24 protein-coding genes are annotated in these 24,458 nt (G+C 43.0%); 8 read left to right on the top strand and 16 right to left on the bottom strand.

What is annotated here, in order from left to right:
* Positions 1-33 precede the first annotated feature (33 nt).
* A complete protein-coding gene (locus MHH49_RS10690; protein WP_036682272.1) occupies positions 34-717 on the bottom strand; it encodes a Crp/Fnr family transcriptional regulator in 684 nt (227 codons plus the stop codon).
* A gap of 135 nt (positions 718-852) precedes the next feature.
* Between MHH49_RS10690 and MHH49_RS10685 the strand changes: the two genes are divergently transcribed.
* Positions 853-1,704 (top strand): leucine-rich repeat domain-containing protein, encoded by an 852-nt coding sequence (locus MHH49_RS10685; RefSeq protein ID WP_036682274.1) that lies wholly within the window; start codon positions 853-855, stop codon positions 1,702-1,704.
* A 15-nt stretch (positions 1,705-1,719) separates the two neighbouring features.
* On the opposite strand, the gene MHH49_RS10680 is transcribed toward MHH49_RS10685, so the two are convergent.
* From MHH49_RS10680 to MHH49_RS10670, 3 genes are all read right to left on the bottom strand, one after another.
* Positions 1,720-2,709 (bottom strand): sensor domain-containing diguanylate cyclase, encoded by a 990-nt coding sequence (locus MHH49_RS10680; RefSeq protein ID WP_036682276.1) that lies wholly within the window; start codon positions 2,707-2,709, stop codon positions 1,720-1,722.
* 38 nt (positions 2,710-2,747) lie between these two features.
* A complete protein-coding gene (locus MHH49_RS10675) occupies positions 2,748-3,542 on the bottom strand; it encodes an alpha/beta fold hydrolase (RefSeq protein ID WP_036682278.1) in 795 nt (264 codons plus the stop codon).
* A gap of 427 nt (positions 3,543-3,969) precedes the next feature.
* Positions 3,970-4,731, bottom strand: coding sequence for an SDR family oxidoreductase (locus MHH49_RS10670; RefSeq protein ID WP_036682280.1), 762 nt, complete (start codon positions 4,729-4,731; stop codon positions 3,970-3,972).
* A 203-nt stretch (positions 4,732-4,934) separates the two neighbouring features.
* On the opposite strand from MHH49_RS10670, the gene MHH49_RS10665 reads away from it, so the two are divergent.
* On the top strand, positions 4,935-5,567 hold the full coding sequence (locus MHH49_RS10665) for a TetR/AcrR family transcriptional regulator (protein WP_235219469.1): 633 nt from the start codon (positions 4,935-4,937) through the stop codon (positions 5,565-5,567).
* Positions 5,568-5,635: 68 nt separating this feature from the next.
* On the opposite strand, the gene MHH49_RS10660 is transcribed toward MHH49_RS10665, so the two are convergent.
* The 3 genes from MHH49_RS10660 to MHH49_RS10650 are packed head-to-tail and all read right to left on the bottom strand — an operon-like array spanning position 5,636 to position 9,148.
* Complete coding sequence (locus MHH49_RS10660) at positions 5,636-7,708, bottom strand: carbohydrate-binding domain-containing protein (RefSeq protein WP_036682282.1); 2,073 nt, start codon at positions 7,706-7,708, stop codon at positions 5,636-5,638.
* Between the two features lie 23 nt (positions 7,709-7,731).
* Complete coding sequence (locus MHH49_RS10655; protein WP_036682284.1) at positions 7,732-8,412, bottom strand: DUF4956 domain-containing protein; 681 nt, start codon at positions 8,410-8,412, stop codon at positions 7,732-7,734.
* Complete coding sequence (locus tag MHH49_RS10650; protein ID WP_036682286.1) at positions 8,405-9,148, bottom strand: polyphosphate polymerase domain-containing protein; 744 nt, start codon at positions 9,146-9,148, stop codon at positions 8,405-8,407. Before MHH49_RS10650 ends, MHH49_RS10655 begins: the two co-directional genes overlap by 8 nt.
* A 260-nt stretch (positions 9,149-9,408) precedes the next feature.
* Between MHH49_RS10650 and MHH49_RS10645 the strand changes: the two genes are divergently transcribed.
* Both MHH49_RS10645 and MHH49_RS10640 read left to right on the top strand, forming a co-directional pair.
* Positions 9,409-10,086, top strand: a complete 678-nt coding sequence (locus MHH49_RS10645) for a response regulator transcription factor (protein ID WP_036682288.1) — start codon at positions 9,409-9,411, stop codon at positions 10,084-10,086.
* On the top strand, positions 10,086-11,360 hold the full coding sequence (locus MHH49_RS10640; protein ID WP_036682290.1) for a sensor histidine kinase: 1,275 nt from the start codon (positions 10,086-10,088) through the stop codon (positions 11,358-11,360). Before MHH49_RS10645 ends, MHH49_RS10640 begins: the two co-directional genes overlap by 1 nt.
* Before the next feature lie 58 nt (positions 11,361-11,418).
* On the opposite strand, the gene MHH49_RS10635 is transcribed toward MHH49_RS10640, so the two are convergent.
* Together MHH49_RS10635 and MHH49_RS10630 are read right to left on the bottom strand one after the other, a co-directional pair.
* Positions 11,419-12,174, bottom strand: coding sequence for a class I SAM-dependent methyltransferase (locus MHH49_RS10635; protein WP_036682291.1), 756 nt, complete (start codon positions 12,172-12,174; stop codon positions 11,419-11,421).
* Positions 12,171-12,731, bottom strand: coding sequence for a hypothetical protein (locus tag MHH49_RS10630; protein WP_036682293.1), 561 nt, complete (start codon positions 12,729-12,731; stop codon positions 12,171-12,173). The genes MHH49_RS10635 and MHH49_RS10630 overlap by 4 nt, the downstream gene beginning before the upstream one ends.
* Positions 12,732-12,826: 95 nt before the next feature.
* Between MHH49_RS10630 and MHH49_RS10625 the strand changes: the two genes are divergently transcribed.
* Positions 12,827-13,741, top strand: a complete 915-nt coding sequence (locus MHH49_RS10625; RefSeq protein WP_036682294.1) for a phosphatidate cytidylyltransferase — start codon at positions 12,827-12,829, stop codon at positions 13,739-13,741.
* A gap of 22 nt (positions 13,742-13,763) precedes the next feature.
* On the opposite strand, the gene MHH49_RS10620 is transcribed toward MHH49_RS10625, so the two are convergent.
* The 6 genes from MHH49_RS10620 to MHH49_RS10595 all read right to left on the bottom strand — a co-directional run bounded on the left by MHH49_RS10620 (position 13,764) and on the right by MHH49_RS10595 (position 19,833).
* On the bottom strand, positions 13,764-14,510 hold the full coding sequence (locus MHH49_RS10620) for a uracil-DNA glycosylase family protein (protein ID WP_036682296.1): 747 nt from the start codon (positions 14,508-14,510) through the stop codon (positions 13,764-13,766).
* A 10-nt stretch (positions 14,511-14,520) separates the two neighbouring features.
* Positions 14,521-15,759 carry an amidohydrolase gene (locus MHH49_RS10615; protein WP_036682298.1) on the bottom strand — a complete coding sequence of 413 codons (1,239 nt, stop codon included), beginning with the start codon at positions 15,757-15,759 and terminating at the stop codon, positions 14,521-14,523.
* A 104-nt stretch (positions 15,760-15,863) separates the two neighbouring features.
* Positions 15,864-16,628, bottom strand: a complete 765-nt coding sequence (locus MHH49_RS10610) for a polysaccharide deacetylase family protein (protein ID WP_051491233.1) — start codon at positions 16,626-16,628, stop codon at positions 15,864-15,866.
* The gene (locus MHH49_RS10605; RefSeq protein ID WP_036682300.1) at positions 16,628-17,233 is read right to left on the bottom strand and encodes a YkoP family protein; all 606 of its coding nucleotides are present in this window, start codon (positions 17,231-17,233) and stop codon (positions 16,628-16,630) included. Before MHH49_RS10605 ends, MHH49_RS10610 begins: the two co-directional genes overlap by 1 nt.
* Positions 17,234-17,256: 23 nt before the next feature.
* Positions 17,257-17,853, bottom strand: a complete 597-nt coding sequence (locus MHH49_RS10600) for a sensor domain-containing protein (RefSeq protein ID WP_036682302.1) — start codon at positions 17,851-17,853, stop codon at positions 17,257-17,259.
* Between the two features lie 189 nt (positions 17,854-18,042).
* Complete coding sequence (locus MHH49_RS10595) at positions 18,043-19,833, bottom strand: hybrid sensor histidine kinase/response regulator transcription factor (RefSeq protein ID WP_339812875.1); 1,791 nt, start codon at positions 19,831-19,833, stop codon at positions 18,043-18,045.
* A 281-nt stretch (positions 19,834-20,114) separates the two neighbouring features.
* Here MHH49_RS10595 and MHH49_RS10590 point away from each other — a divergent pair, with 281 nt between their 5' ends.
* The 3 genes from MHH49_RS10590 to MHH49_RS10580 all read left to right on the top strand — a co-directional run bounded on the left by MHH49_RS10590 (position 20,115) and on the right by MHH49_RS10580 (position 22,899).
* On the top strand, positions 20,115-20,723 hold the full coding sequence (locus MHH49_RS10590) for a LysE/ArgO family amino acid transporter (protein ID WP_036682305.1): 609 nt from the start codon (positions 20,115-20,117) through the stop codon (positions 20,721-20,723).
* A gap of 166 nt (positions 20,724-20,889) precedes the next feature.
* Positions 20,890-21,873, top strand: a complete 984-nt coding sequence (guaC, locus tag MHH49_RS10585; protein ID WP_036682307.1) for a GMP reductase — start codon at positions 20,890-20,892, stop codon at positions 21,871-21,873.
* Between the two features lie 135 nt (positions 21,874-22,008).
* Positions 22,009-22,899 carry a diacylglycerol/lipid kinase family protein gene (locus tag MHH49_RS10580; protein WP_036682309.1) on the top strand — a complete coding sequence of 297 codons (891 nt, stop codon included), beginning with the start codon at positions 22,009-22,011 and terminating at the stop codon, positions 22,897-22,899.
* 106 nt (positions 22,900-23,005) lie between these two features.
* Here the strand turns inward: MHH49_RS10580 and MHH49_RS10575 are convergent, their stop codons facing one another.
* A complete protein-coding gene (locus tag MHH49_RS10575; RefSeq protein ID WP_036682310.1) occupies positions 23,006-24,187 on the bottom strand; it encodes a multidrug effflux MFS transporter in 1,182 nt (393 codons plus the stop codon).
* Positions 24,188-24,458: the final 271 nt, after the last annotated feature.

The raw sequence follows: 24,458 nt of genomic DNA, 5'->3' as shown, positions 1-24,458 counted from the left end.
GATTCTCTGAAAAAGATCCCGGAACGGCTCTTCTCAATCGAAATCCGTATACTCCAGTAAATATGTCGCGTCTAACACGGTGATCTGCTGATGTTGAATCTCAATAATCTTTTGCTCTTGCAGATCTTTAAGCACAAGGGTAGCCGTCTCCCTTAACGTTCCGATCATATCCGCGAACTGCTGATGGGTCAATCGAAGATCAATCCTCTGTTTGCCTTGCTCCTCTACTCCAAATCTTTGGTATAGTCTTCTCAGCGTAAATATCGCACGCGCTCTCGCATCATGAAATTTCATTTCATGTAATAACCGATTCGATAAAAATAAACGGTCCATTTGCAGCAGCATCAATTGCTCCTTAATCAACGGGTAATCGGCAAGCATCTGCTTAAAAAGCTCATGTTTAATCTCAAATAATACAGTATCATTCATAGCCACCGCAGACAGCACTCTTATATTGGAGGGATGGATCACTTCCAGATCGCCAAAGAAATCGCCTTTTCCAAAAAGATCTACGGTATGCTCTTTCCCTTTCGTGGTAGCGTACACCCTTATAATCCCCGAATAGATAATGTAGGCATAATCCCCCGGATCTGATTCTGCAAACACCATGGTCCCCTTAGAATATGCCTTATAAGTGAATAATCCTGAGACCGCCTCGATCTTCTCCGAGGGTAAACCTTGAAAAAAGCGAGTGCCAGTCCAAAAAGAAGCTTCCATCTCATTATTCCTTTCTAACAGATTCCATAGTTTTGTATGCCAACATACTGATAATAAATCATCATCCTGTTATATTCTATCGTAACGTTGTCACATAGGCTTGATGCCAATACAAATTACAAAGGAGATCCATTCATGAAATATAATTTTGACGGAAAAGGACTTATTGAAACGCCAGATGTCGTGTTTGAGAGCAATCCGCTACTAGAACTGAGCATGTACAACAATCATATTAAAGAGATTCCCGATCAGCTCTTCCTTCATGACGAATTAGAGGTACTTAATTATGCGGGCAATGAAATCGAACAGTTATCCGAGAACATCGGTCGCTTAGTTCACCTAAGAATGCTGGATTTAGGCCATAATCGGCTGAAGGTGTTGCCGGAGAGCATTGGCGGATTGCAGGGGTTGGATTCTTTTCTATACCTAAGCAATAATCAGTTCGAACAGCTGCCGGAGCAGCTCTGTATTCTCCAGAAACTTAAGTATCTGAACGTAACAGATAATCATCTCAAGCAATTGCCTGCCCGTATAGGCGAAATGAGCAGTCTGATTGAAATGCGGCTTTATTATAATCAGCTAGAATGTTTACCTGATTCGATCACACAAATAAAAGGGCTAAGAGAGATCCATCTCTATGGTAATCAACTGGTCATGTTACCAGAACATTTAGGTGCTATAGAAGAACTTCGGATACTTGATTTAAGTGATAATCGAATCACTAAGCTGCCTTCATCTATCGGTAATTTAAGCAAGTTAAGAAGACTGAACCTTAGAAAAAATAAACTTAATCAGCTTCCTGAGGAAATAGGTCAATTAAGCAGCCTTGTTGAGCTTGATTTAAGAGATAATAATCTGCAAGAAATCCCGGATTCGATTCTACAACTTGGACGATTAGAGAAACTGGATTTAAGATGGAATCACAGCTTAAGAAGAACAGAATTATTAGAGCAATTAGAGCAAAGAGGATGTATCGTTTATAAATAACAAAAAAGCCTCCGATTAAAGAAGCTTTTCACTCAAATCCATAATATGCGTAACGCGATTTCTCCCCTGTTCTTTCGAAGCGTAAAGCGCATGGTCAGCTTTTTCCAGAAGAGTGATGTCTGTATCGGTTGCTTCAAAAGTAGCTATGCCGACGCTTACCGTAACCCTGCCAATCTCCCAAGTGGAGCTGGCAATGAATTGCCGCAAATTGTCCGCTATAGCCTTGGCATCCGATGAATCTATATTAGGCAGCAGAAGGATAAACTCCTCACCACCATACCTAGCTACTATATCTTCTTTACGAGATTGGGACTTCAGGATACTCGCCAATTTCTCCAGGACATAATCACCCATCTGATGACCGTAGGTATCATTCACATTTTTAAAGTGATCAATATCTAAAATACATAATGAAAAAGGCGCCTGATCACGGTGATACGCTGCAATCTGCTCTTCCAGCTTTTCTTGCAGGAACCTTCTATTCTTTAATCCAGTAAGCTTGTCTGTAGTAGATAGCTCTACTAAAACGGCATTCATCTCCAGCAATTCAGCTTGCTTTTGCTCGATTTCCAGGTGGATTTGTTTGAGCTTTGCCAGCGCCTGATCTTTTTCCCAATAGGCCTCTTCTATTTGCTTCTTCGCAGATCGTAACTCTAGCTCATAATCAATACGTTTGCCCATCTGTACGAGAATACAATCAATGACCTCTACACCTTCACACTCGAGGCGTCTACCATTTAACAAGTAAGGGACGGCTTGTCCCTTGCTGTCCTTCAAATTGATAAATAGCTCTTCTACATGTCCATTCAGATTGATAAAAGGATAGAAGTATGAATGAAAAATAAGCTTGTTTGCCGTAGACATGATAGATTCAAAATGTTTATTTACCAAATCAACCTGCTGATATCCCATCCCATCCAAAAAGGTTTGATTCACATTGAGGATCATTCCTTCATGGGTAATGGAAACATATCCGCATGGCGCATATTTTAACCGGTCATCCATTGTCTAAATATCCTTTCAACACCATAATCTTCTCCATCTCACCTAAGATACTCATTAATCAAAGTAATGGTCTCCTGTGGATGGCTAATATGCGGATAATGGCCCTTGGCCTCCATTAACCGGAACGTACTATTATTCAAGTGTCTATGTAAATATTCTCCTACTTCTATAGGAACGATACTATCATCCGAGCATTGCAATATGAGTGTAGGCACTGTCGCTTTAGGCAGATCTTCTCTATGATCCGAAAAAAATGTAACTTCCGCAAATTCTCTAGCGATAATAGGGTCGGCCGAAATAAAACTTCGTTCCAGCTGTTTAGTCAACATTGGGTCAGGGTTATTCATCGCAAGTGGAGCCATAAAGCTAGCCCAGCCCGCGAAATTCATCTCCATCATATCCAGAAGCTCAGTAATATCACTTTTTTCAAAGCCCCCGAAATAAGCATCTCCCTCATTTAAATAACGTGGGGAAGGTCCGATCATAATCATTTTATCAAAATAATCCGGCCGCTCGATTGAAGCAAGCAAACCGATCATAGAGCTAATAGAATGGCCTATAAAAATAATATCCTTGAGTTCAAATGTTTCGATGACATCTAGTACATCCTGTACATAACCATGGAGAGTATGATATTTATCCGATGTATATGCGCTTAAATCTGAATGGCCTGAGCCTACATAATCAAATAGAACGATTCGATACTTTTTCTCAAATGATGGCGTAATAAACTGCCACATGCTTTGATCACACCCAAATCCATGCGCAAAAAGGATAGTTTTTTCTCCTGCTCCAATGACTTTTACATGATTCCGCACCATAACATCGTTCATTTCATATAACTCCTCTATAGTTAGCATTCTCTCTATTTTGCAGGGTTCCCCTGGAAATATCAAGCGTATAAAAAACTCCGCTAGATTAATCTCTAGCGGAGTTTTATGTAACATCCCGTTTGGGTCATCATTTGGCATAATGGTAGCGTGCTGGGGCACTCCTTCGTTTAATCCGATAACATTTTGCCCGAAAAAATTGGTTGGCGGACCCAGCAGACCTTAAATGCGCCATTATTCCATATTTGAATTGCTATCGGACTCCACTGCAGCTATTGGCGCGAAAACACCAAATATGGGTCGATTTATATGAAATAGCGTCTCTGGAGTCCGAATCCCTTCTCAAAAGACTGAAAATTTGCGAATAACGTCATCTGGGTCCCTAAGACTCCGTGGATAAATTGTTGAGGCAGAGGTAGACAACCAACATTTAGAATGCAGAAGTCCAACCCGCATCAGCAGCGATGATAGCTCCGTTCACAAAACTGGAATCATCCGAAGCCAGGAATAACGCAACTTGTGCGATTTCTTCAGGTGTACCTACACGAGGGATCACAGCCTGTGTTAATTGTGTACGGCTCACGCCGAATTCATTTATATTTTTCATTGAAGCACTGATGTTTGTGGCAGTAGCTCCCGGTGCGATAGCATTACAACGAATCCCTTTGTTGGCATACATAAAAGCTGTATTTTTCGTCAAGCCTACTACAGCATGTTTAGAGGCAGTATAAGTTGCTCCCGCATGGGCACCACTTACGCCACCTGTAGAAGCGGTATTAACGATAACCCCTTTTCCTTTTTCCAGAAAAATAGGCATTGCTTTACGAGTGGACCGCATTACACTTTTGGTATTGATATCAAAGATAAGATCCCATTTCTCGTCGCTAATGTCGCCAACTGGCTCAAACCCATCCATAATACCGGCGTTATTCACAAGAATATCTAGTGTTCCGTATTCTTTTACTGCGGTATCAATCATGCTATCGATATCTTCAACTAGGGCAACATTTACTTTCAGTGCCTTAGCTACTCCACCATTACTGTTGATCCCTGCAGCTACTTGTTCTGCACCTTCGAGATTAAGATCGGCTACAATCACTTTCGCCCCTTCTTTAGCGTACAACTCTGCGATAGATTTCCCCATACCTGATGCCGCCCCGGTAACCACTGCAACTCTGTCTTGAAGTTTCATGTTGGAAGTCTCCTTTACGTTTATCTATAATGTAAATATCAATATATAAAATCTCTTTAACGCTTAAAATTTATACTACTCAAGTTTAATCCTCTAAAATTTAACTATCAATATACAAATGGGACACCAAATGTTCATAAATATATATAATGCAGGATTCTGTTCAAATAGGATTAGAAAATAGACAGTTAGGTGGTCTTCTGTTGCTTAAAAATAATCGGAGAACTAGCAAATCGCGTAAAGAGCTTAAAAACGCATTGATATTAATCATGGAAAAAAAGAATTTCCGCACCATTACGATAACCGATATCGTTACCCTTGCCGATTTAAACCGCGGAACCTTCTATAAACATTATCAAACCAAAGAAGAACTTCTGAATGAGCTAATTGATGATGTGTTGGAGGATTTAATTAAGGCTTATAAAGAACCCTATCTTCATACCGATAAATTTATAGTTAGTGAGCTGACCACCTCGAGCATCAAGATTTTTGAACATGTGGTCTCTTACTCTAATTTTTATACCATCATTATAAATTCCAATGTTCTGCCAGGGTTCCAAAATAGGATTTGCGACCTCTTAAAGGAGCTCACCAAGCGGGACTTAGTCGCAGTTAATAACACTAATACCAATGTTAATATCGAATTGTTTTCCAGTTATACCGCCTATGCTCTATTTGGATTAATCATAGAATGGGTAAAAGGCGGATTTAAATATACAGCTAACCATATGGCAGAGCAGCTAATTGAGATTCTGTCTTTTAATTCACATAATGTGATCATCAATACTTCAAATCAACCGATTAAACAGAATTCCATCCCTGTTAACGGCGACTGATTTACCTCAAACTATCAAAAGCCACTCCAAAATAATGCTGGAGTGGCTTTTGATATGCAATTTATAAACTAAGGTCTTCTGTTTCCACCACCACCGCCACCTGGACCTTGATTGGTGTTTGCGGTTGTTACTCCGGATTCATTTAGCCAAGTTACGCTGCTTGTAATTTCGAAGGCTACTACTTTTGTTCCTCCTGTGTATTCACCATCCGTATACAGTCCGTTCGCTTCACTACCAGTCGAGGTACCTCCCGAGTAGAGGGTGTAAGAACCTCCGTCCTTCAGATCCGGTGAACTAATCACCACCGTTTGATAGCTCTTCGAAGGAGCAAAGGTCAGGATTGTGTTGCCTTCGCTGTCCTCTAGATGAACCAAGGTTCCAGCCTCCTGGGTCTGAGGGAAAGTCATGCTCACTGCATGTTGGCTAGAGGTGTCAGACGGTGCTTGTGCCATGCCCGAACTTCCCGCAGCCACCAAAATTCCTCCACTCTGTTCAAAGCTACCGTCGAAATCAAGTGCACCGTTACCGCTATTGGTAGGTCCATTGACAATAACCGTGCCACCCGACATTGTGATGGAGCCGTTCGAATCCAGCCCGTCACCTGAAGCATCCACCGTTAGTGTTCCTCCACTAATCGTTAGCATATTGCTAGCAGAATCGCTGAATTGATCCTGCTCCTGAGGCCCGCCGCCTACAGTCGCCTCATCGTTACCTCCTGCTACATTCACTCCATCATCAGAAGCAACCACATGAGCCTCGCCACCGGAAATCTCGATGTTTGCTCCTTCAATCCCTTCGTAGCTCTTCGTAATATCAATTTTGCCACCAGATATCGCCACCAAGGCATCCGCATGGATTCCATCGTCGCCAGTTTTGATGTTGAATTCTCCATCAGCTATAGCAATGTTACTGTTGCTGTGCACTGCATCATCAGCAGAATCGATGGTAAAGGTTCCGTTGTTCACGCTAATATCTCCTCCAGCCTTCAAGCCTTTAGTACTTGGTGTTTCCGATCCTGTAGTTGTTGCCGTTGTTGTCGTTGTTGATGCTTCCGTTGTTGGTATCTCCGGTTTTGTTTCTGGCATCGTCTCTGGTTTTGTTTCAGGTGTTGAGGTTCCTGTTGTTCCTGGTGCTTGATCCCCTGTTCCCTGACCTCGGCCACCTCTCATGCCCATACCTTGCCCTTGATCACCTGTTTTCACTTCACCCTTCTCGTTGCCCCCACCCGTAACTAAGGTGTATGTTCCGCCATCTATTACAAGTGAAGTCTCAGCTTGAATTCCATCATTACCAGCCGTAATATCAAATGTTCCTGCTGCTATTGCTATGAAGCCTTTGTCCGTCTCAGTATCGTTGGTTGATTTCATACCATCGCCTTCTGCCGTTATGCTGATATTTCCGTCTTGTACAGCGACAAGATCTTTACCTACAATCCCGTCATCGGCAGCCTTAATTTCAATAGTGCCACCCATAATTTTCAGATCGTCCTTGCTCGTAATTCCGTCATTATAGTTAGCGGAAACAGACAACTTCCCGGTACCATTAATCGTTAAATCCGCTTTACTGAAGATAGCCGCACTCGGTTCATCTGTAGTTTCATCGGCATACACGTAAGTTGCTCCATCAGATACGGAGTTCTCCGTCCCGTCTTCCAAGGTAATGATCACTTTGCCTGCTTCTTTAATATAAATTGCAGCACTATCGCTGTTCGTGATGTTCACACCGTTCAGTACCAAGTGCACACTACCTTCATCCTGATTATTAACTACAATCTGTCCATCACTCAGCTTACCAGACAGCACATAAGTTCCTGCTGCAGTAATTGTCACTGCGCCATCCTTAGACTCAGCCCCGGTGCCGTCAACAAGCGCACTTGTTCCAGCCAAAGCAATTTCCGTCGATTGGTCAGCCGTCCAAGTTGTATTAGAATCCTCTTCATCGAACGTCACCAGATCGGACAATTTGGCGCTTGCCAGTTGTACTCCCGTGTCAGCCCCGTTCTGAGTTATCGTTGTTCCCGAGGCTGCTGCTGTACCCGCCGCTTCAGACTGTGTTGTTGTGGAATTGGTGCTGCAAGCCGACATAAGTAATGCACACAATAGCAAGATTCCTACTTTACTTCCGGTTATATATTTATCCATTTTTCATCCATCCTTTCGTTATCTTAATAGTCATTAACAGTTGGAGTCATGGTCAGCGAGAGGTCTAGATTACCGTTCCGGGTACGAATCGCATCCAAAAATTCCTTCTGGTTCACAGCCTCACCCAGCGTTACAGCGTAGACCAGCTCATATAAACTGCCAAGCTCAGTTGTTCTAATCTTTTTAAGCTCGTATCCAACATTATATTTATTGAATACTTCAGCGAAGGCTTCCTCATATCCCAGACTCTCCGGGATGGTTACCTTTAATGTTTTTTGCGACGTTGTTCTTACGCCAAAGTTAGTCCGGTTAAGGATAAACATAAGGGCACATAGGATAAGGGTGAACAAAACTGCATATCCAAAGGAACCCACTCCGCAGGCAAGTCCAGAAGCCATGGTGAACAAAACAAATGTGATATCCTTCGGATCGCCCGGCGCACTTCTAAAGCGAATGATGGAGAACGCCCCGGCAAGACTGAAAGCTCTGGCAACATTACTGCCGATAAGCAAAATGATGATTGCCACAATTACGGGCAGCAGTACCATCGTCAGTGTGAAGCTTTGCGAATAGCCGCTGGCATTCGTCTTCATATAGGTGTAGCTAATGATTCCGCCAAGAACAATAGCTATAAAAATAGTTAGCAGTGCGTTGGTAAACGTTAACTCTGTACTAGTTGCTACGGTAAATAATGAATCAAGCATAGAGGGCACTCTCCCGTTCTGTTTTACTGTTCTTCAGCATTTTTTTATATTCGTTGCCGTACTTAGAGAAGCTTGTACGGTACATTTGATGCTCTGAGAGCATTCTGGCCAGCCAGACCGGAATCGTGTTCTCAGCCTTTACTTCCATAAGCCACTGCCCCGGCTCCAGCAAGGGTTCGCCATGAACACCCTGCTCCATCTTCAGATCGTACCGGCGGCTGCGAATATTTGTATCGAATGTAATTCTTAGATCGCGATTGTTTTTACAGAACAACGCTTTTCGGTCATAAGACAGATACACCTTGGGCTGCAAATCATAGCGTGTCAGAAAATATTTGATCTCTTCAATCACCTGTTTATTCATGTAATCCTTGAATTCCGGTTCCATACCGGTGGCGACAAAATCATAAGCCTCGTTTAATTTAAGCGACGTTCTTCTTTTATTAACAAGACCAAATACCTTCTTCTTGATTTCCAGATACACCTTCGTATCTTGATTTGGAACACCGTAAGCTCTTAAACGAAGCTTCTCTTTGTACTTGGGCTTCGCAAGACTGTTACGAATCAGGGTGTTGTGCTCCGTGTCATAATATAAGTTGGTTATGGAGTAAAACTCATGTTGCTTGTTGAAATCGTCCAGTTCCATGTATTCAAGCAATTGGTTATAAAATTTATAGTAGGCTTCGTTGTCCAACAAATATTTGTTCTCATAACGGTTGAATACCTCAATCGCCATATGTGATCAATCCTTTCTGTTTATCGTTGTCTCGTGTGCTTATGAATGTATCTTAGATCCCAAACCTTTAATGAATCTTAAATGGTTTTACAAATTATTGATTATCTTTTACATTCCCTTAACACAGGTGTACATCGTAACTGCGGTGTATGTTGGACTTCCGGCCGCTGTTGTCTCTCTTCATTAAGGTTCAATAAAGGTAATACTGATATAATGACCTCAATAACAAATACTGGTTCTATGTAGGGGATGGCAAAACCATGAGAATATTAATAGTAGAAGACGAGCTTCATCTCGCTGAAGCCTTAACTCAAATATTAAAAAAACATAATTATTCGGTGGATGCAGTCCATGACGGCAGGTCGGGTCTGGATTATGCACTGAGTGGAATCTATGATTTGCTGCTGCTCGACATTATGCTGCCTGAGATGGATGGGGTTAGCGTCCTCAAGATGCTGCGAAAAAAGGGGATACCCACTCCCGTTATCCTGCTTACTGCAAAGGGTGAGATTACAGATATGGTCACTGGGCTGGACTATGGGGCTGACGATTATATCGCCAAACCTTTTTCCTCAGAGATCTTATTGGCAAGAATAAGGGCTGTACTAAGACGTAAAGGCGAGGTGATACCGGATGATGCTTTAAAGTTCGGGGATATTGAACTGAATACATCCAATCTGAAGCTTACCGTGGGTGGCAAAGAGATCAAGCTCAATCTAAAGGAATGTGAACTATTGGAGCTTCTTATCTTGAGGAAACAAGCCGTAACCTCCAAAGAACAAATTATTGAGAAGCTGTGGGGCTTCGATTCTGATGCTGAGCACAATAATGTAGAGGTGTATATTTCTTTTTTGAGAAAAAAACTGACCTTCTTAAATTCGACCGTACGTATTAGTACGATCAGAAACGTAGGGTATGTATTAGAGGTGACGACCTAATGTTCACGAAGCTCAGAAATCGGTTTCTTATTGTTAACTTAGTCACTATCTCGGTGATCATGCTGGTGGCCTTCATCTCGATTTATGTAATTACGTACCAAGATGTCCAAAACAATATTCAGATGGATCTTCACAGAATCATGGAAAACTACAAGTCTCCCGGTGGTGATACAGGACGAATGGGCTCAACTAAGGGAAGTTCCCAGTTACCCCATGCTGATAATAAACGTATGGATAACGGGACTCCACCTCCTGAACGGTCAGTCTCATTTATGCTGAAGATAGATACAGCGTCGAACCTCATAGGGAAAGATTCCAAATTTACTATGGACGATGAATTTTATAATACGGCTCTGCAAGAAGCGCTAAGTGCCGGTAAAGATACCGGAAGGTTCACCTTGGATAGCAGCAAATGGATCTTCAACATCCAGCATACGAGTGATGGGGCGATGCTTGTATTTCTGGACATCACTGCAGAGCAAAAAATCCTCACCAATTTAATCTATACCTTCTCTGTAGTTGGTTCGGTGATGCTGATTATCTTGTACTTCGCTAGCCGCTTTTTTGCTAATCGTTCAATTGCGCCGGTAAAGGAGGCTTTTGAGAAACAGAAACAATTTATTGCGGATGCTTCCCATGAGTTAAAGACGCCGTTGACCATTATTAACACCAATGCGGATGTTCTCCTGTCCAACAGTGATGACACCATTCACAATCAGTCCAAGTGGCTGCACTATATCAAATCGGAAACAGAGAGAATGACCAGCCTGACCAATGATCTGCTGTACCTGACCGAGATGGACGATTCCAGATCGAGAATGATTTATTCGAAATTCAATCTGAGCGACGTGGTTGAAAATATCATTTTAACGATGGAAGCTGTAATCTTTGAGAAGCATATCTCCCTTGAATATGACATCGAGCCTGATCTGACAGTGCTAGGCAATAGTGAACAGATCAAACAAGTGATTATGATCCTCTTGGACAATGCTGTAAAATATTCGAACCCTAAAGGCTCAGTCACCTTATCCCTTAAAAAACAGCATAATGACATGGTGTTAGCAGTCACTAATACGGGGGAGGGCATTGCACCGGAGCACTTAGCGAGCATCTTTGACCGATTCTACCGTACAAATGCCTCCCGGGCGCGTAAACAAGGGGGATATGGCCTAGGACTGGCGATTGCCAAATCCATTGTTGAACAGCATAAAGGAAAAATTTATGCCAAAAGTTTCGTCGGCGAGTCCACCACGTTTTACGTACATCTTTCATAACTACAAATAAAAAAGACTCAAACCCTGTTATCACTAAGGTTTGAGTCTTTTATTTATTTTACACTTCGCCCCAATAAATTTCGGTCTTATAATCAAAAAACACTTGCCCACTCTGGTTATTTCGTTCAAATATATTCCGCAGCTCAGTCATCATATTCTCATAGCTTGGATCTCCGGGGACCGGAGTGTAGGAAGACGATCGAAGCCGCCCGCTTAAGCCCTCCAAATCAAACACCTGCTGATTGCTAAAATGCGCTACTTGCATCTGTCCTTTCTTGAAAAAGGAGCTAAGGATCTCAGGGGTAATGTTCTTATGATTAACTTGAGTGTAGTTCGTGCCGAAGGTCTGCAGTAGCTGCTCATATTCCTCCAGAAATGGGGTACCGTAAGTAAGCCGGGAATTCCATATCAGAATAACTTTTCCACCCGGTTTTAGAATCCGCTTGAATTCCAATTGCGTTGCGTCCCTATCAAACCAGTGAAACGCTTGGGCGCATACTATAAAATCCATCGACTGATCTGATAATTCTGTATGTTCAGCAGACCCCGGCGATACAGAGAAATGGTTATCCTTTGCGAACTTCTCTTCCGCAGCTCTACGCATTTCCGGATTGGGTTCAACGGCAGTCACACAACTCCCGCGCTCCAGAAGTAATGCTGAGAATATTCCTGTTCCTGCACCAATATCAGCAATATCACAATTAGGTTGGAGCCCAATAGTATTGTACAAATAATTAATGGCTTCTCCAGGATAGCTCGGCCGATATTTCACATACGAATCTACCCGATTAGAAAATATTTCTTTGCTATTCATCCTTCGTCTCCTCCTAGGCGCTCAGGTTCATATTCACTTAATTTACCTTGGTAAACCAATCTCAGCCGATCACTTTGGCGAAAATCATCCGGAGTAACGAGTGCAGGCAGCTTATTCCATAACTTAATACCCGACCGCTCTAGAATTTCCGCTACAAATTGCGAACAAAAATAAGAGTTGCTGAATTCGACAGGCTCCTTCAGGGCAATGCCAATTACGCCGAGAATATTATAGAGATACTTTTGACGGCTTCGGATAAAGACTTGCAAGACCCGCTCCATTTTCTCCACTTCGCGGGCTGTAACTTGAAGTTCATATAGGACACATGTTGTATTTGGATATTTGCTGAACGTACCTGTCTTAATATCCTCCTTCACAAACCCTCCATTCAGGGGGTTGCTCGGATGCTTCCTGCCAAAGCTATACAGCTCGGAAAGCTCTCGATTAAAGGAGATCGAGGCATGATTATAGGGTGCTTTTGTATAGCCTTGAATGAGCTTCGTAAAAAGCGTCCCGGTATTCGTCAGTAATATAAAGACCGATGGATCTGCTGCCATTTACAATTTTCCCCTTATCAAGTTTGAACGTTTCCTTCATAATAACATATGAACCCATTAATGGAATCTACTCTAGGACAAGTTGGTGATCAGTTATCGACCGCTCTTTATTAACTATAATTCTTATCTTTGCGGCCCTATCGGCCATTCACTTGATGTATGTAGTTATAGGGAAGCTACAGCCAAATAAAGATTATACGGGCATTGGCTTTCGCATCAAGACGTGGTGGGGAATGCTTTTTATCTTTTGCCTAGCTACCCTATTTAATCCCGTCGTCTCTCTTCTTTCTCTCATGGTGCTCTGCTTCTTTGCACTGAAGGAGTATTTCTCCATGATGAAATCACGAAAATCCGACCGCAGGCTATTTCTGTGGGCGTACTTATCCATTCCGTTACAGTTCTACTGGATTTATATCGAGTGGTACGGAATGTTTATTGTCTTCATCCCAGTTTATGTATTCTTGCTCCTACCACTGCCCAGAATGATTAATAAAGGCACGGTTGGTTTTATGCGTAGTGTCAGCTCCACGCAATGGGGGCTAATGCTGATGGTATTCGGGCTTAGTCACTTGGCATACTTTCAATTTGCTACACCGGAGTATGGAGCCGGGCTTGTACTTTTTTTAGTAGTGCTAACGCAGCTCAATGATGTGGTCCACTATCTGGCATCACTTTATGTAGGGAAGCGTAAAATAGTTCCCACCGCCAATCCGTATTTGACTTGGGAGGGTTTCGCTTTCGCATTTGTCATCACGACAGGAGTTTCCTATCTAATCTATCCCTACCTGACGCCGCTCAACCCAATCTTCGGGTTACTGTCAGGCATGTTGGTCAGCTTGAGCGGCTTCTTTGGCAGTTTAACGGTTTCCGTGTTAAAGCGGGATCTGCTAATCGGCGATGGCGATAAATTCGTGGCTTTGAAGCAAAGCCATTTAAGCCGGATCGATAGCTTGACCTACACTTCACCGGTCTTTTTTCATGTCATTCGTTATTTTTTCGACTTCATGTAAATTATCTGATTGTGAGCTTGAATCAGCCCTTCCATGAATGATTATGCAGTATCTTCATCATCTGTTCTTGATGGCTGGCGAACTGCTTATATCGATGTCCGTTGGCGCCCGAGGGGTGGGGAAATCCCCATAAGCAGCGTTGTTTATCTAGCTCACCTGCGGACACAAGGAGTTGAAGTATACTTTCCACTGTTTTTCCTAAGGGAATAATTAAGGCCCGGCTCAGTATGTTCAGCTCCTCACGCAAGGAAGATAATGCCTGCGCCCTGAGGAATGAATTTGAAAGTAGCTTGGGCTGGGTCCCACTATAATTTTTCTTATCCACGAACACAGGAAAACGCAATAAAGAGCTGGTGTGCAGGATCGTCTGCTGCTGCTGAAATAGTTCTTCACAAGAGGTTAGGTTCAAGTGTTGATGCAGTTTAAGTGTATCTAACATATGAATTAACGTGTTCCGCATGGAGCCTGCGAATCTCGCCGCTTCCTTCGCTGTCCTACATACCTCTTCATCTGATAAACCAGCTTCCAGACCTATGATCGCTTCTTGTATCGCTATGCCCATTTGTGTGAACCCGGGCGTTAACCCTATAATGATCATCTTAGCAGAAGGATTAATGTATTCATTATGGGGGGCATAATACATTTCCACCTTGCCATTACGCTCCATTAGAAGCTTATCCACCTGCAGATCCTCTTTAGTTAGCACTGTACCCTTCGGGAGTGAGAGGATCGCCGATTTATACTGATGCAGATAGTTAGAGAGGAGCATATCATCTGCCTCACAGGTCTCTATTTGTTATCGAACCACTCACCAGACGGCCTTCGTACCAGACAGCTTGGCGCTGCGCTCTTCGGGCTACTGCTTCTGCCGAACAGCTGGCATGCAACAGCACAAAGCTAGCAGTGTCGCCAACCTTTGGCCATACCTGCTCGCCTTTTGGATCAAGGGGTGTTAATCCTCCTGTTATAAATCCGAGGGATTGAGATAATGCCAATTCATCGTTGCAGCCGTACAACTCCGCGTAACGTCCTGCCTTTTCCAATTGATCTCCATTACCAAAAGGGGACCAGTGATCGGTAAGGCTATCTGTTGCCAGCTTCACTTTTACCCCTTGGCTATGCAGCATCGGAAGTGGCATCATCATTCTTCCAATAGGCACTGTGGATGCAATAGTCATACCCAGTGATGCCATCCGTTTAGCTACCTCTTCTGCCTCTTGCTGCTGAGCTCCTGCGAACCAGAACGCATGACTGACCGTGACCTTTCCTTGCAAGCCAGCTTCTTCCGTCAGATCAGCTAACCGCGTCAGTGTTTTCTTTCCCGCTTCTTTTCCATCATGTAAATGAATATCAATGCCGGCATTACTCATCACTGCTAGTTCCACCATCGTCTGAAGTGACTTCTCGATATCTCCATCCACCGTATAAGGATCTACTCCGCCTACAAAGGTTGCCCCCTCTGCCAGAGATTGTTTTACCAGTTGCACAGAATCCGAGCGCAGCAGGCCATGCTGGGGAAACGCCACAATTTCAGCTGAAATTGTGCCCGCGAATGTATTTAATGCTTGTACAGTTGCCTCTAATCGCTGCAAACCGCTGACAGGCTCAATATTGCAATGGCTACGCACATGTGTGGCACCAAACCCCTGAATAAGCGTCAGGATGCTCTCTGCTTGTTGTCTCGCCATGGGCAGCAGCTTAGGCAATAATACCTTCTCTTCCTCAATCCGTTCGAAAACACTGGACGCAGGCTTTACCGCTCTCCATGGTCCACCGTAATACGTTTTATCTAAATGGATATGTGCTTCTTCGAAAGAAGGCAACATCAACAACTCTTTACAGTCATATTTCGGGAGCTGGCTCTGAAGCTCTATGTCTGCTCCAACAACTTCTGATATCTTATCCCCGTCAATGCGGAGATGACAAATCTTCGTATTCGTACCCGCTACTTGCCCATCCTCAATAACATAACCTTGTTCTAATCTTATATTGGTTAACCAGTAAGAAGCATTCAACATGCTACCCCATCCTTTTCTCAACAATTTATATAGGTACGGACCGCTTTACTCTAAATGTTACCATAGCCCTTGCCATATAAAAAATGATTGAGAAATTTCAATAGCTACAGATCAATCTGCCCCCGATGTTTGACTCTGGATCTAGCTTCTCTACTATGACTAACTTCCTTGTTCAGCAGTTCATCCATCCGAAGACACTTCAGACCCTTTTTATCCATTTCTTTTAAGACTTCTTCTAATCCAGTGATCATATTCAAGGGCGCTTCTTCATCTGCCCACGGTGTATCTCCGCTGTCGTGTAGAACAATGATTGAGCCTGGTTTTATTTTTTTTATTAAGGCATCCTTTAATTGTTCTGCACTCAGTGACGCTTTCCAATCTCCGACCATGACAGACCACAATACGATTCGATAAGATTCTCTTAGCAAAAAGAAATCCCCTAAATTAAGAAGCCCCCAAGGTGGGCGGTAAAAGATAGGCCGCTCTCCTGTAATTCGCTCAACAATGTCTGCTGTGCGATCTACTTGCTTCCGTCTATTGGTCCAGGGGAAGTGGATCCAGTTGGGTGTATGAGTATAATTATGAATGCCGATTTGGTGTCCTTCTCTGTGCATACGCTCGATCAATTCCGGATATTGCTTTGCCTTTTTGCCTAATACGAAGAAGGTCGCCTTTATGCCATGCTCTTTTAATAGATCTAGAAGTTCAGGTGTATAACAAGGATCCGGACCGTCATCGAACGTAAAGGCAATTTCCTTCTCTGCACCTACTTCCGAGTGAACCCCCCATCCCAATATTCGGGTAAGCGCAAAAGGAACGATCATATAAAGAACAATCACATCCACTGCTAAAATTATGAAGGTCCACATTAGGAAGCCGCCTCTGTCTTGCGCGGGGCAAATCGTGCTTTCAAGGACTGCTTGCTAAGCACAAGCATCATGGGAGATAACTTCTCTGTGCTGTCCTCTACACGATGTTTCCCTTCCGGATGCAGCATGCGAAGTAAGAAACGAAGGTATATCCCAAACCAGTGCCGCTGCCATTTGGACTTGATAGGGCGCTGCTCAAAACCTATTCCATGAATAATCCCCCGGTGAAGCAGTGTAATCCCGGTTAGCGCATTTACTTTGCTTAGTTCCGGATTGCTGTCTAGATCACGACTGATCTCCTTCATAGCCTCGCGGAGCATGCGTGCCGTACGAATTCCGGCCCGATCTGCGCCAAGCGTACGTGTCAGCTGCACGATCTGGCGATTGTCCAAATGAAGCTCACCCACCCAATCTCCCGGAAGTATCCGTTGCCCATCTTGGCAGACCAAAATTTCTCCGTGATATTTCAACACTACCAATTTACATATCCCGTATCTACGCACGGACTGACTACGAAATTTGGTGATGACAGCAAATACGTTCTCCCACATCATCCAAAGGGATTGTGAGAATAATTTTATAAATGGAACTGAGGTTATCATCATTTTTCCTTCTTTCCTGTTTGAGTTTATCTTCTAGCAAAATCCTTCACTAAACGCCGCGTATACCTGCCGATCATCTTTACCAGACTGTTTCCGAGATAAGCACCTATCCATAGAGACACTGCACCTAACAACATGAAGAAAAGTGAGATGTTGAATGTTTTATTTTCAATCCCAAATAGCGTTATAGAGGATACATCTAATAAATACAGGATAGGTGACAACAGGAGAATAATAGGGGTCAAGTAAAAAAGAGTGGCACAAATGAGACTGACCATGCCGATGCCAAGTTGCAACATCAACCCTATAATCGCTCTCCAGTTATGATTATCCTGCAACTCCATCTTCACCTTTTCCCACAAGCTGCCTTCTTCGTGAGATCGGGTTGGTAGCGTGCGAACGGAGATATCGGTATAGACTTTAGTTCGAATTCGCTCATACTGTAAAAAAGTCTCGGTAGAACGCAAAACATAATAGAGGATCGGAATCCCCACTAAGGTGAAGGACATCGCAACTCCAAAGGTAATACCCACCAAATAAAAACAAAAGTAAAATAGCCCTGTGGCAAAAGTAATTAATAAGAAACAGAAATTTCTCACATGTTTCCGGATCATTTGATTCATGCTTTTCTCTCCCTCTCTGCAATAAAAAATTGTTCATATCTAAGCAACTCTTATGCTAGTGCTTTTGGTGTAAAATCGACCAGTGCCATAATGTCATATGACAAAAAAAACACCCTACTGCCTACTCCCACAAGGGAAAGCAAACAATAAGGTGTTTCTCAATTTTAACTGATTTAGATTTAGTCAGCGTTAATCCGAAATGCCAAAAGCCTTCTCGACTGCCTCCTCACGGTTTCGTACCCCGAGCTTAGCATAGATGGTGGACGCGTAATTTCTCACCGTTCCATCGGACAGATATAGTTTAGCGGCAATAGATTTATAACGCATTCCCTTCGAGAGGCATTCTAGAATCTCCAGCTCACGCGAGGTCAGCCCATATTCATTATTCTTCTCCGTCGGCGGCGCCTCTGAAGCTGGATGCATCTCATAGTGATCAATTAATACATTCGTAATATCGGGTGTAATCATCTTTACGCCCCGATGTACGAGACGTATTCCTTCGAACAGCTCCTGCGGCTCGGTAGACTTTAACAAGTAACCATCTGCCCCATTTTGCAGTGCCTCGACTGCCATATCTGCTTCTTGAAAAGTAGTCAGGATCAACACTCGTACCCCTGGCCACTTTTGCTTAATAAGCTTAGTCGCTTCTGCACCGTCCATGCCTGGCATATTTAAGTCCATCAGCACCACGTGAGGTTCTTCCTGCTCGCAGAGGCTTATTGCTTGTTCACCATTCTCAGCTAACCCAATAATCGCAAAATCCGGCTCCTGCTCTAGAATAATTCGCAGACTATCGCGGATATAGGGTTGATCATCCACCAGCAATAAACGAACCGTTTCCTCCTGTATCTCTTCAAGCCTTGGTAAACTGCAGGTCACTAAGGTTCCTTCCCCTGGCTTAGAGTAGAAATACACCTGTCCTTGCAAGTTGGAGGCACGCTCCTTCATCGCATTGACACCAAATCCTGCTTTTAAATCTTCAGTGCCTAATCCATTATCCTGCACATCCAGCCGAATCAACTTCTCTTCATAATGTAAGCTGATGACAATTTCAGTGGCGTGACCATGACGTGCAGCGTTGGTTATCGACTCCTGCAAACATCTGTATAGTGCCATTTGGGCCTGCTTAGATACTGTATACGGCTCTCCGAATGTTCTTAAGCGAATCTTAACCTTGGAGAAGGTCTGGAAGTCATCCACTAATTTCTGTAGGGACTGCATAAGCGTCAATGCATCCTCCGAAGCGCCCACATGGTGCAAATATCGCCGAACATCATCCAAGCCATTGCGGGTTAGCTTTAACAAGGCATCTATTTTGTGCTCTCCTTCAGAGGTGTTCACCTCCGAACGTAAAGTCTCTAGCCCCATAATAATTGAAGTATAAGAATGCCCCACCGTATCATGCAGATCTTTGGATAAACGATCTCGTTCTTCCAGAAGTGTCATACGTTCAACTTGCGAGATATACTGCTCTAAAACAGCATTTTGCTCCTTAATAATTCTACCCTGCTTGTGATTCACCACTAGTAAATGAAAAGCGAACCCAAGCGTATACACTAAACCCATGTTAAAAATCATTGATACAGCATCCATTTGTTGTGACAATCTAGATAACATAATTGGAATCAAAATGACCGTGATCGGAGCTGTCCAACGATAGGACTTCTCTGCACTATTGCTGGCAATCATAAAAGCGATAGGCAGAAAAGTTACGTATGATTCAGGAAACAAAGCAGCCAAATATAAGCAAAGTCCACCCGAAAAGAGGATCTCCGCCATCAGATAATACTTGTAGTGCAGCTGCAAACAAAACCAAGGCACAGAAAAAGAGACCACGCCCCAAACAAACGCGATCCAGAACGGAATCGTAAAATCCTCCGAAAGATAACACATGGTGACCAAAAAAGAAGTAGAAAAACAAATCCGAAACAGGAGGACGAGCCAATCGTACCAGAACCACTGTTTGACCAGATTAAACAAGACATTTCCCCCTATATACTCTGCTGACTTAATCTTTATTATAGTGTAACCCCTTAAGGACTCACTAGTTACAAAAAGTCATGAGTTGAGATGACATTTTTACTAATGGTGTAATTAGTGTAATTGATCATTCAATGTCCCTCTGAATAAGCAGCTTTTTAAAGCAAAGCCCAGACTGTATGATAGTACATATTATTTGTCCATAAAATTGTAGTAAACCAATCAAACCAATAGGTCCGTAAATTTTATAACGTATGACCAGTATCGGGGGAATAATAACTATGTTAGCCGCACTACTTCATGGCATTGCACTAGCCTTTGGATTAATTCTTCCACTTGGCGCACAAAATGTCTTTGTATTTAACCAAGGGGCCTCGCAGCCACATTTTAAAAAAGCCATTCCCGTTATTGTTACAGCCGCTTTATGCGATACCCTGCTTATTTTATTAGCCGTATTAGGTGTTTCAGTCCTTGTGTTTGCCATCCCCGTTCTGCAGACCGCTTTATTTGCTGTAGGACTTTTATTTCTTTTGTATATGGGATGGTCTATCTGGAAAAGTACACCGGCATCGTCAGCGCAAGACGCAACCCCTTTATCCTCCAAAAAACAAATCCTGTTCGCGCTGTCCGTTTCTTTATTAAATCCACATGCGATTTTGGATACTATTGGCGTTATCGGCACTAGCTCGCTTAGTTACACAGGTGTAGACAAAGTTGTATTTGCTGGCGCGACTATCCTAGTGTCATGGATTTGGTTCTTTGGGCTGGCTGTAGCCGGAAAAACCGTAGGACAAATCGACTCAAGTGGCAAAATCATGCGGATCATTAATAAGATCTCCGCGATCATTATCTGGACCGTTGCTGCTTATATTGCCTTCAAGCTTTTTTAAATGGAGGAAAAAGAATGCCGTACACGAATTTGCCGTATAATTATGTCCAATTTACACCATAATGTACTAGAATTTTGACTTACGGCGCAGAATGAGGTACATTACAATTTGGACGAACAATTAACAAACCAAAATACTATAATGTTCGCATTTAGAGGTGTAAATTATGAAAGAAGTATTCGATTATGAAGATATTCAATTAATTCCTGCAAAATGTATCGTAAACAGCCGTTCGGAGTGTGATACATCAGTCACCCTCGGTGGGCATAAATTTAGATTGCCGGTGGTACCTGCCAACATGCAAACCATCATTGATGAGAAGATCGCTATCTCCTTGGCGCAAAATGGCTATTTCTACATTATGCATCGTTTTGAACCGGAGAAACGTACGTCTTTCATCAAAGACATGCACTCCCGTGAATTAATCGCATCCATCAGCGTCGGAGTTAAAGAAGAAGAGTATGATTTCGTCGAACAATTATCCAAAGAACAGCTGGTTCCGGAATTCATTACAATTGACATTGCACATGGCCATTCCGAAGCAGTCATTCGGATGATCAAACATATTAAACAATACCTGCCTGCTAGTTTTGTTATTGCAGGAAATGTAGGAACACCTGAAGGCGTTAGAGAATTAGAAAACGCTGGGGCTGATGCTACTAAAGTTGGGATTGGACCAGGGAAGGTATGTATCACTAAGATCAAAACTGGATTCGGTACAGGCGGCTGGCAGTTAGCTGCACTACGCTTGTGTGCCAAGGCTGCAAGCAAGCCTATTATTGCCGATGGAGGCATTCGCACACACGGTGATATTGCTAAATCCGTACGATTTGGCGCTTCTATGGTCATGATTGGTTCACTATTTGCTGGTCATGAAGAATCTCCGGGTGAAACCATCGAAATCGCTGGGAAGCTCTATAAAGAATACTTTGGCTCCGCTTCAGAATACCAAAAAGGTGAAAAGAAGAACGTCGAAGGTAAGAAAATTGCGGTTGAGCATAAGGGGGCTTTAGCAGAAACCCTAAGAGAAATGGAGCAGGATCTTCAATCCTCCATCTCTTATGCAGGTGGCAATAAATTAGAGGCTATCCGTAATGTGGATTACGTTATCGTTAAGAACTCCATTTTTAATGGAGATAAAGTCTATTAATTGAATACACAGGTGGGCAGGATGACTTAGGTCAATCTTGCTCACCTTTTTTTATGAGAACGAGTTCCGCTGGCCTACTTTGGGGTAATGGTAAGAATAAACTTCTATTAGATCACAATAGAGAGGATTATCCTTATGCGGCAAGCTATGATTATTATTAACCCCTCATCCGGTAAAGAGGAAGCCAGCCAATATGTCAGATACGCAACAAGAGTCCTAAGTGACAAAGACTACTCCGTTACGATCAACGAGACGGCAAAAGAACTAGACGCCACTCGTTATTCCATCACTGCTTGTGAGGAAGGTTATGACCTGGTTGTCTCTATCGGCGGGGATGGCACGCTTCACGAGACCATTAATGGTCTTATCGATCAGGAACACCACCCAATATTAGGTGTGGTTCCTTTAGGAACGGCTAATGATTTCGCCCGTGCATTACAAATTCCACTGAATCCCGAAATAGCCATTCAAACCCTTGCCTCCTCTAACCTAAAAAACGTAGATATCGGTCGCTTAAATGACCGCCTATTCGGCAACGTTGTTGCTGTAGGTTCAATTGCCGGATCATTATCCTCTGTATCCTCCGAAGATAAAACCAAACTCGGCTCATTGGCATACTTGAAAGAAGGTCTTAAACAACTTACAAGCCCTACAGCCCACCCCCTTGTCATTCACCATGATGAACAAATATGGCAAGGAGACTCCTTACTCTTTCTCGCCGTATTAACCAACTCAGTCGGCGGGTTCGAGAATCTAATACCGGATGCTGCGGTTGACGACGGTCTGCTTCATTGTTTTATTATTTTGGACCTCAGTATATTCAATACCATTACAGCCAGTATATCTTTACTGCTGGGTACCCTCAAAGATCATAAAGACGTTGTCTATTTCACAGCCCACAATGTAAGTGTAAGCTCTCCAGAAACCGTAAGAACCAATGTAGATGGCGAAGAAGGTCCAACTTTGCCTATTACACTAAGTGTTCTCCCTCGTCATATCCAAGTCATTGTGCCAGAAGTGGACTAACAAACAAAAAGCAGTCCGGAACTCAAAAAGTTCCAGACTGCTGCCCTTAATTTATGGACGCCCCGATCCATATCTTCCTACTAATCAAATGACTAAGAAGTTATTTCTATTCCACTACAATAAATTTTTTGCCTAATAACCACATTCCGCCGCTAATCCCCAAGAAATAAATAGGCATCGTCAGTAATGAACCATTATGAAGAGCGCTCATTCCCCACGTCGCCAAGCTAACAAGCAAATAATAGCCCAAGCTAAATATTGCGCCTGCTGTTCCTACAACATCCTGAAATTGAACAAGAGCAAGACTTAGACAATTAGGTAAAGCAATCCCTGCACCCATTAATAGGACAAACAGCGCTATTAGAATACATACGATCACTATCATGTCCGGCAGCGAGTCAAGACTGCTTGCGATTGTTAATAGCAAGGCTCCGCCCGCCATTACTAGACAGCCGATATGGATTATTTTTTCTGGGGCATAGAGGGTTAATAACCTTTTGGAGATCATTGCTCCTACAATCGACGCCAAAGCCACAATAATGCCGAGAAAACCATAGACTCCTGGCGAAATCTGAAAGTGTTCAATAAATATAAAAGGAGCTTCAGCATAATAGCTGAATAAGATTCCGTTAATGCCTCCAATTAGTAATCCAAACACCAATACACGTGGCAATGCGAGCATTTTTTTGACTATAGGCAGAATAGCCACCTTTTTTCTCATGGAAACATCAGTGGTTTCTGGCAGCTTCCAAAAAGCATACATAAATAACAACACACTCATCATCACTAATGTAAAGAAAACCGCTCGAAAACCAAAAGCTTGATCCACCCATCCGCCAATTAACGGACCTACTGCGGGAGTAAAAGCAATGACCGCCGAGATTTGGGCAAACATAACATGCCGTTTATTCCCGGAGACACTCTCACGAAGAATGGTTTGGGTAATAATCGAACCTGTTGCTGCTCCAAACGCTTGTATAAACCGGCTGACTAACAGCAGATGAATGGATTCTGAGTAAAAACACATCAGGCTTCCCATACCGTATACAAGAAGTCCAGCCAGCATGGAAGATCTCCGCCCGATGAAGTCAGACAACCAACCCCAGCTAAAAACACCTAAAGCAAATCCAATAAAATATATACTTAACGTTAACTGTACAGAACTATTGGTGGCCCCAAGTGCTACTGCGATATCCGGTAACGATGGGGTGTAAATCGTCTCACTAATTTGCGGAAAAGCCACAAGAACAATCATTAAAAGTAACGATGGTGCTGCATATTTTTTCATCTTATTTTCGCCCTCCTACAAGCTTATATCCTCGAACAACTACAAGAATATGAGCCTAGCTAGGGAAATGGGGGCATCATTATGGCAAGACGACTATAGATCATCATGTCAGAAAATCACCTTTCATTGTTATGCTTTCATTGTTATATAGGAGGGCTTACCCGAAAGATATCGGGCAAAGATTTGAGTTTCAATTATTCAACCAAAACATCATTATACACGGTAATAGAAAAGCTCTCAAACGAATCGCTTCGCCTGAGAGCTTATTTAG

It is taken from the genome of Paenibacillus sp. FSL F4-0122 (genome assembly GCF_038002845.1).
GTDB lineage: Bacteria > Bacillota > Bacilli > Paenibacillales > Paenibacillaceae > Paenibacillus_AQ > Paenibacillus_AQ odorifer.
Note: the sequence above shows the minus strand (reverse complement) of the source record. Positions and strands in the feature narration are given on the sequence as shown.

What these genes read in the sequence shown, in the direction of transcription:
- MHH49_RS10605 (WP_036682300.1), bottom strand. Translation starts at nt 17,233, where the DNA reads ATGATGATAACCTCAGTTCCATTTATAAAATTATTCTCACAATCCCTT.
- MHH49_RS10575 (WP_036682310.1), bottom strand. Translation starts at nt 24,187, where the DNA reads ATGAAAAAATATGCAGCACCATCGTTACTTTTAATGATTGTTCTTGTG.
- MHH49_RS10635 (WP_036682291.1), bottom strand. Translation starts at nt 12,174, where the DNA reads ATGAATAGCAAAGAAATATTTTCTAATCGGGTAGATTCGTATGTGAAA.
- guaC (WP_036682307.1), top strand. Translation starts at nt 20,890, where the DNA reads ATGAAAGAAGTATTCGATTATGAAGATATTCAATTAATTCCTGCAAAA.
- MHH49_RS10685 (WP_036682274.1), top strand. Translation starts at nt 853, where the DNA reads ATGAAATATAATTTTGACGGAAAAGGACTTATTGAAACGCCAGATGTC.
- MHH49_RS10675 (WP_036682278.1), bottom strand. Translation starts at nt 3,542, where the DNA reads ATGAACGATGTTATGGTGCGGAATCATGTAAAAGTCATTGGAGCAGGA.
- MHH49_RS10610 (WP_051491233.1), bottom strand. Translation starts at nt 16,628, where the DNA reads ATGTGGACCTTCATAATTTTAGCAGTGGATGTGATTGTTCTTTATATG.
- MHH49_RS10690 (WP_036682272.1), bottom strand. Translation starts at nt 717, where the DNA reads ATGGAAGCTTCTTTTTGGACTGGCACTCGCTTTTTTCAAGGTTTACCC.
- MHH49_RS10655 (WP_036682284.1), bottom strand. Translation starts at nt 8,412, where the DNA reads ATGCTTGATTCATTATTTACCGTAGCAACTAGTACAGAGTTAACGTTT.
- MHH49_RS10630 (WP_036682293.1), bottom strand. Translation starts at nt 12,731, where the DNA reads ATGGCAGCAGATCCATCGGTCTTTATATTACTGACGAATACCGGGACG.
- MHH49_RS10580 (WP_036682309.1), top strand. Translation starts at nt 22,009, where the DNA reads ATGCGGCAAGCTATGATTATTATTAACCCCTCATCCGGTAAAGAGGAA.
- MHH49_RS10615 (WP_036682298.1), bottom strand. Translation starts at nt 15,759, where the DNA reads ATGTTGAATGCTTCTTACTGGTTAACCAATATAAGATTAGAACAAGGT.
- MHH49_RS10645 (WP_036682288.1), top strand. Translation starts at nt 9,409, where the DNA reads ATGAGAATATTAATAGTAGAAGACGAGCTTCATCTCGCTGAAGCCTTA.
- MHH49_RS10680 (WP_036682276.1), bottom strand. Translation starts at nt 2,709, where the DNA reads ATGGATGACCGGTTAAAATATGCGCCATGCGGATATGTTTCCATTACC.
- MHH49_RS10650 (WP_036682286.1), bottom strand. Translation starts at nt 9,148, where the DNA reads ATGGCGATTGAGGTATTCAACCGTTATGAGAACAAATATTTGTTGGAC.
- MHH49_RS10600 (WP_036682302.1), bottom strand. Translation starts at nt 17,853, where the DNA reads ATGAATCAAATGATCCGGAAACATGTGAGAAATTTCTGTTTCTTATTA.
- MHH49_RS10640 (WP_036682290.1), top strand. Translation starts at nt 10,086, where the DNA reads ATGTTCACGAAGCTCAGAAATCGGTTTCTTATTGTTAACTTAGTCACT.
- MHH49_RS10590 (WP_036682305.1), top strand. Translation starts at nt 20,115, where the DNA reads ATGTTAGCCGCACTACTTCATGGCATTGCACTAGCCTTTGGATTAATT.
- MHH49_RS10670 (WP_036682280.1), bottom strand. Translation starts at nt 4,731, where the DNA reads ATGAAACTTCAAGACAGAGTTGCAGTGGTTACCGGGGCGGCATCAGGT.
- MHH49_RS10660 (WP_036682282.1), bottom strand. Translation starts at nt 7,708, where the DNA reads ATGGATAAATATATAACCGGAAGTAAAGTAGGAATCTTGCTATTGTGT.
- MHH49_RS10620 (WP_036682296.1), bottom strand. Translation starts at nt 14,510, where the DNA reads ATGCTCCTCTCTAACTATCTGCATCAGTATAAATCGGCGATCCTCTCA.